Source organism: Pedobacter sp. JCM 36344 (genome assembly GCF_046546555.1).
Classification (GTDB): domain Bacteria; phylum Bacteroidota; class Bacteroidia; order Sphingobacteriales; family Sphingobacteriaceae; genus Pedobacter.
The window spans coordinates 42,489-48,679 of the sequence record NZ_JBKHKK010000020.1 but is presented as its reverse complement, the minus strand read 5'-3'; the positions used below and the strand labels follow the sequence as shown (position 1 = coordinate 48,679).

General features: G+C 38.9%; 6 protein-coding genes. 1 reads left to right on the top strand and 5 read right to left on the bottom strand.

Going from position 1 to position 6,191, the window contains the following annotated elements:
• Positions 1 to 143: 143 nt before the first annotated feature.
• A complete protein-coding gene (locus ACHFIZ_RS16715; protein WP_410887915.1) occupies positions 144 to 1,124 on the top strand; it encodes an acyl-ACP desaturase in 981 nt (326 codons plus the stop codon).
• Positions 1,125 to 1,196: 72 nt separating this feature from the next.
• Here the strand turns inward: ACHFIZ_RS16715 and pafA are convergent, their stop codons facing one another.
• The 5 genes from pafA to ACHFIZ_RS16690 all read right to left on the bottom strand — a co-directional run bounded on the left by pafA (position 1,197) and on the right by ACHFIZ_RS16690 (position 6,189).
• Positions 1,197 to 2,867: an alkaline phosphatase PafA gene (gene pafA / locus ACHFIZ_RS16710; protein ID WP_410887913.1), complete on the bottom strand. Its 1,671-nt coding sequence runs from the start codon at positions 2,865 to 2,867 to the stop codon at positions 1,197 to 1,199.
• Between the two features lie 76 nt (positions 2,868 to 2,943).
• Positions 2,944 to 4,230, bottom strand: coding sequence for a bifunctional folylpolyglutamate synthase/dihydrofolate synthase (locus tag ACHFIZ_RS16705; RefSeq protein ID WP_410887911.1), 1,287 nt, complete (start codon positions 4,228 to 4,230; stop codon positions 2,944 to 2,946).
• A 29-nt stretch (positions 4,231 to 4,259) separates the two neighbouring features.
• On the bottom strand, positions 4,260 to 5,072 hold the full coding sequence (locus ACHFIZ_RS16700; RefSeq protein ID WP_410887909.1) for an energy transducer TonB: 813 nt from the start codon (positions 5,070 to 5,072) through the stop codon (positions 4,260 to 4,262).
• Positions 5,072 to 5,479 (bottom strand): ExbD/TolR family protein, encoded by a 408-nt coding sequence (locus ACHFIZ_RS16695; RefSeq protein ID WP_410887907.1) that lies wholly within the window; start codon positions 5,477 to 5,479, stop codon positions 5,072 to 5,074. The genes ACHFIZ_RS16700 and ACHFIZ_RS16695 overlap by 1 nt, the downstream gene beginning before the upstream one ends.
• Positions 5,479 to 6,189 (bottom strand): MotA/TolQ/ExbB proton channel family protein, encoded by a 711-nt coding sequence (locus tag ACHFIZ_RS16690; protein WP_410887905.1) that lies wholly within the window; start codon positions 6,187 to 6,189, stop codon positions 5,479 to 5,481. The genes ACHFIZ_RS16695 and ACHFIZ_RS16690 overlap by 1 nt, the downstream gene beginning before the upstream one ends.
• Positions 6,190 to 6,191 lie beyond the last annotated feature (2 nt).

The following is a 6,191-nucleotide window of genomic DNA, read 5'->3' as shown; positions in this document are numbered from 1 at the left end:
CAGACAGTTTTAGCACGCGGTTCCGGTACTCACAGGTAAGATGATCAAAATATGCAGCCTGATTTCATGCGTTTAATTGATATGAGGCACGGCGTTTGTACATATATTTTGGTATATTTGATGCATATTTAAACGATACACCAATGAGGTTTTTTGCAGAGAGAAGAAGTGAAGTAATGCTACACATCGAAACCTATATGTTAGATATGATGGGCACTTACTTAAAACCAATTGATACCAATTGGCAGCCCTCTGACTTCTTGCCTGATTCTACTAGTGAAACATTTTATCAGGACATTAAAATTTTACGGGAAAACGCAAAGGACTTATCCTATGATTTAGTAGCAGTTCTAATAGGCGACACGATAACAGAAGAAGCTTTGCCTACTTATGAATCGTGGCTATCAATGGTTGATGGCATCACACGAAATGAAGAAGGTGGGTGGATGAAATGGGTTCGTCATTGGACCGCAGAAGAAAACCGCCATGGTGATTTACTTAATAAGTATCTTTACCTGTCAGGACGTGTTGATATGAGACAAATGGAGATTTCTACACAATATCTTATTGCAGATGGTTTCGATATTGGTACTGGACATGATCCTTACAGGAATTTTATATACACCTCTTTCCAAGAGCTAGCTACTAATGTATCTCATAGAAGAGTAGCTTCATTAGCTAAGAAAGATGGAGATACTCAACTTTCAAAAATGTGTGGTGTAATTGCATCGGATGAGGCCAGACACGCAAAGGCTTATAAGGATTTTATGTCCAAGATCTTTGAAGTTGACCCTAACGAGGCAATGATCGCTTTTGAAGACATGATGAGAAAAAAGATTGTTATGCCAGCACATTTCCTTAGAGAAATGGGTATGAAAATCGGCCAGACTTTCGGTCATTTTACAGATGCTGCACAGCGCTTGGGAGTATATACTGCAATAGATTATGTTGAAATTATGCAGCAGTTGATAGAGGAGTGGAAGCTTGATAGCATGCGTGACTTAAATGAGACTGGAGAGAAGGCTCGGGACTATATCATGAAACTCCCTAACAGGTTAATTCGGGTGGCTGAACGCATGAACAATCCTACTATGGATTATAAATTCAGTTGGATACACGGTTAGGTTATTTTGAGGTAATTAAATAAAAAGTCTTCTTAACAGTCGTTAAGAAGACTTTTTATTAGGTAAGTTTTTTTATTGCCCAGTTAGTTCAATTATTGGTTCCCCAACACAGCCACTAGGCATCTGAATATGAAGCATTGCAGCTAAAGTGGCGGCGATATCAGTCATGTAATGTGTTTTGTTAGTTTTACCTGGCTTAACATGCCATCCCATGAATACACATGGGATGTGAGAATCGTATGGATTCCATGAACCATGAGTGGTTCCAGTTTTTCCTCCTCCGAAGTAGTTAGACTTTAAAATATAATAGATGTCTCCGCTTCTTCGAGGATTATAACCATTAGTGACCATTTTCTTAATTTGCTCTGGCAAAGTCTCCGATGATAGGTTACTCAAATCTACAGCGTCCAGTACTTGATCTTGCTCTTTTAAAGCTTCTATCGTAAGTTTTTTTATGACGTCGATATCAGCTTTTGCATCGTTAATTGCTTTGTGGTCAAAATAGAATTGACTATTGCTGGATGTAATTATTGCTTTTTTAACTTTAAACTTGTTTTCTATTTCCGTATTCAAGGATCTCACAACCTGAGAATCACTAAACAAACCACCTGGAAGTTTATTTTCTTCCATAAAGCCCGGAACGTGGGCAGCTCCATGATCTGCAGAAAGAAAGAAAAGATAATTCCCTTTACCTATGGTTTTATCTAAGTAATTTAAAAACTCCTCCAGATCTTTGTCCAACCTCAGGTAAGTATCTTCAGCTTCTATTGAATTTGGTCCATATTGGTGGCCCACGTAATCAGTAGAAGAACAACTTACCGCCAAAAAGTCGGTTGAAGTCCCCTTACCGAGATTCTCTGATAGAATGGCCAGTTTAGCAAGGTCTAGGGTCATAGTGTTGCCATATGGAGTGCTCCTGATCATGTCATAGTTCTTGCCAATGTATAATTTTAAAGGGTGTGGAAATGTAGGTGTTTCCTCACCTCTCGCCTTACCTTCATATGGTTTATTATCAATAGTGCTTTGGGTGTAAGAATCTATTGGATATAGCGTATTCCAGTTTTTGTCGTAAAATTTATTAGCTAATTTTATTTTGTTATAGTCTTCCAACCAGGTCGGGAGCTTCGACATGTAGTGGGTGCTTGTGATCCAGTCTCCAGTTCCACCATCATACCAATATGCAGCATTAGCCGAATGGCCAACGGGCATTATTGATCCACGATCTTTGAGTGAGATGCCGATAACTTTGCTTTGAAAATTTGTTGCCAAGCGAAGTTCATCCGTTATGGTAGTTACTAAAAGGTTTTTAGGAGACATATTCCCCGCCGTGGTATTGCTTCCAACCGTTGAGACTGTGGTATCCTCTGCGCAATACATATTCCTGTTAATACTCCGGTCATACCAATCGTTACCAACAATACCGTTTATAGCAGGTACCGACCCGGTGTATATGCTAGCATGTCCACACCCAGTATAAGTGGGTGTAAATGGGATCAAAGTATTTTCAGCAGAAAAACCTTCGTTTATCAGTCTCTTAAATCCGCCGGCTGAATATCTATTGTAGTAACGGTAGAGATAATCCCAGCGCATTTGATCGATGACCATTCCGACAACCAACTTAGGGCGGCCAACTTGAGCAGGATAAATTGGATTTTGTACAGGTTCTGACTTCTTTGTTTGTGCTACGGTTGTCAAACTTATCAGGGAAACCAATGCAAAGAGTTTATAAGCTTTTTTTATCATCTATTTAAAATTGATTCTAATTATTTTTAAAGGTAATTAGATCAAAATTATTATCGTTTAATATTATGTAAAGATTTTATAAAACTTCGGCTACGACGAAGGTACTTCCCCCAACAAAAATTACATCATCTTTAGATGCGTTCTTCTTAGCTTCGCTGAATGCTTCGGTTACAGTCAAGAAGCTTTTACCAACAAGCTTTAGCACTGCTGCCTGTGATCTAAGTTCGTCTGCAGATAGTGCCCGTTCAAGATTAGGACTACAGAAATAGTACGTTGCATGGATAGGCAATTTGGCGAGCACTGACGCAATGTCTTTGTCTTTAACCATCCCAATGACAATATGTAGTTGTTTATATTTTAACCTTAATAGGTTATTTACAACCTCTTTTATTCCTGATTCGTTATGTCCTGTGTCACAAACGATTAAGGGATTATGATCCAATATGTACCATCGACCTTTCAGGCCTGTAAGCTTTTTAACGTTTTTTAGACCTGAGTAGACATGACTATCTCTAAGCTCATATCCGATTTTTTTGAGGACTTCCACTGCTTCTAATACAGATAAAACATTCTTCAATTGATAAGAACCAGTCAAATCCATCTCTAGATTTTCATAGATTAGCTTGCTGCCACGATATACTGAAAGAGAAAGCATATCCGTATCAAATTTTACCTGTGAAATATTCAATACCTGATCAGCAAATCTAATTACAGCGTTACTGATGATTGCTTTTTCTTTGAAAACATCTGCTGTTTCCATATCAAACTCACCAATTATCACTGGTACTTTCTTTTTGATTATGCCTGCTTTTTCGAAGGCTATTTCTTTTAAGGTGTTGCCGAGAAGATAGGTATGGTCGAGACTTATATTAGTGATGACGGACAACTCTGGAGTAATAATATTTGTTGAGTCGAGCCTACCGCCAAGGCCAACTTCGATAATAGCGATATCCACAGAATTTTTCGCAAAATAAGAGAAGGCCATTGCCACCGTTACTTCAAAAAATGACGGACTTATATCATCTAAAATTAGTTGTGTTTGCTCGGTGAAATCTATAACAAATTCCTTACTGATCATTTCCCCATTAATGCGAATTCGCTCTCGAAAATCAACCAGATGAGGTGAGGTATACAGCCCCGTTTTGTAGCCAGCTTCTTGCAATATCGATGCAAGCATATGAGAGGTAGATCCCTTACCATTCGTACCTCCTACGTGTATAGATTTGAACCTATTTTGGGGGTTATCTAGATACTCACATAAGGCGATTGTGTTGTGTAGATCCTTTTTAAATGCGATAGCTCCTACACGCGTAAACATCGGTAACCTGGAATATAAATAATCCAGTGTCTGTTCATAATCCATTACCTAAAAACTTAATAGTCTGGGAAAGTTTATTTCACTTTGAAATTAAATACTACCACTCCAATTTGTATATCGGGCGCCGAGTCTGATGGCGACAATCTGGCGCCCATCAGGGCATCCTTACATTTCTGCCATAATTCGCGATCATTAAGGGTAGTACCCTTAACTCCTGGCGTGGCATTAATCACTGTTCCACTTTTATCAATTCTAATTCTTACTGCAATTTTGCCAGTCTTTTGTCCATCATCTTGTGGAGTAACGAGATTAGTAAATTTCCTAAGTGCGATAGGAGTTTCACCAAAACCTGAGCCTCCTTCACCATAATTATTAGCTAATGGATCTCCGTCTTTGTCTCCCTGATTCCCTGGGGTTGCTGTAGTACCGTCACCACCTCCGGTTCCTTTATTAGTTTTCCCTTTATACAAGGCATTTTGATTTATGACAGGCTTAGATGGCTTATCGTTTGTAGTAGCCGTTGGATTAGAACTCTTGCTGGTAGTCTTGCTGTTTACCTTTACAGCATCCTCGGTGTTTTGTGTCACTATGTCCCTATCGCTAGACTGTTTTGTAGGTTGTTCCTTAGTTGGCTCAGTAGGAACCACTTTATCGGGTGTTTGAATGTTAGCGTTAGGATCAGCTGAAGGCTCCTCTATACTAGTGTAGTCTGTTCCCATACCTTCGGGAGAAGTGCCGTAGTTTACCACCATTCCTCCCATGCCTGTGTCAACAGGGTCAAAGCTTCCAATTACGATAAAAAAGCTCAATATCAATAAAGCACCCATGATACCTGTAGATATTGCGATGGCTTTAGGATAATTGTTTTCTTCTTTTGGATAGGTCATTATTTTTTTCGTTCAGGTTCGACTGCCAGCACAAGTTTTAATCCTAGTTTATTCGCGACATCATATACTACAATTGTATTTTGAATTGAAACCTCACCATCTGCATAAAGTACCACAGACAAATCTGGAGCTGACGCTTTATAGGTCTCCAGGGTAGCTTGTAGGTTTTCAATAGTAGTTGGCTGCTTGTCAATATAATAATTTAAATTTTTATCAATGGATATCGCTACGGTTTTCTGTGGTGATGACTGCTGCCCAGATTCAGATCTTGGTAGGAGTAACTTCACAACTTTAGGATTAACCACAGCAGATGCCAATAGGAAAAACAACATCAAAAAAAACATGATGTCATTCAATGCGGAAGTATGGACCTCCACAGTGCCTTTTTGTCGTTTACGTAAATTCATTATTTTCCTGGCTCCTCAAGTAAATCTATAAATTCAATTGAATCTGTCTCCATCCTTAAAATAATACGTTCCACCATTGCATTTAGTATATGATACAGAACATAGGCAATGATACCTACTATCAAACCCGTTGCTGAGGTGATCATTTTAGTATATAAACCCCCAGAGATTGTACCAATTTCAATTGCCCCCTTAATGGATACCTCATGGAAGATTGTAATTACGCCGATAATTGTTCCGACGAATCCAAGCATTGGGGCAATTCCAGCAATAATACCAAGTATTCCTATATTTTTTTCCAATTTAGAGACCTCCAACTTCCCAATGTTCTCAATAGCTGCCTCTATATCCTTGATAGGGCGTCCAATACGTTTCAAACCTTTTTCTAACATTCTTGACAGCGGAGAATTGTTATTTTTGCATAATGCAATCGCGTTATCTAGTCTACCATCATGGATATACTGCTTAATTTGAAGCATCAGGTTAGACTCCGTTTTAGATGCTTTTCTGATAGTTATATAACGCTCCACAAATATGATGAGGCCTGAGAACGCTAATAGTGCCAGGGGAACCATAACCCATCCACCTTTAAATAGTAAATCTATGAAATGTAGTTCTTCGGGTGCTTGAGTTATCGGTTGCGCTAGATTATTGGCTGTGTCAACAAGTTGGTTTGCCGTATCTGTAACGCCTTGTAATAGTGTGATCATGT

Excerpts from the sequence above, each read along its gene's own strand:
- ACHFIZ_RS16690 (WP_410887905.1), bottom strand. The coding sequence starts at position 6,189 with ATGATCACACTATTACAAGGCGTTACAGATACGGCAAACCAACTTGTT.
- ACHFIZ_RS16705 (WP_410887911.1), bottom strand. The coding sequence starts at position 4,230 with ATGGATTATGAACAGACACTGGATTATTTATATTCCAGGTTACCGATG.
- ACHFIZ_RS16700 (WP_410887909.1), bottom strand. The coding sequence starts at position 5,072 with ATGACCTATCCAAAAGAAGAAAACAATTATCCTAAAGCCATCGCAATA.
- pafA (WP_410887913.1), bottom strand. The coding sequence starts at position 2,867 with ATGATAAAAAAAGCTTATAAACTCTTTGCATTGGTTTCCCTGATAAGT.
- ACHFIZ_RS16715 (WP_410887915.1), top strand. The coding sequence starts at position 144 with ATGAGGTTTTTTGCAGAGAGAAGAAGTGAAGTAATGCTACACATCGAA.
- ACHFIZ_RS16695 (WP_410887907.1), bottom strand. The coding sequence starts at position 5,479 with ATGAATTTACGTAAACGACAAAAAGGCACTGTGGAGGTCCATACTTCC.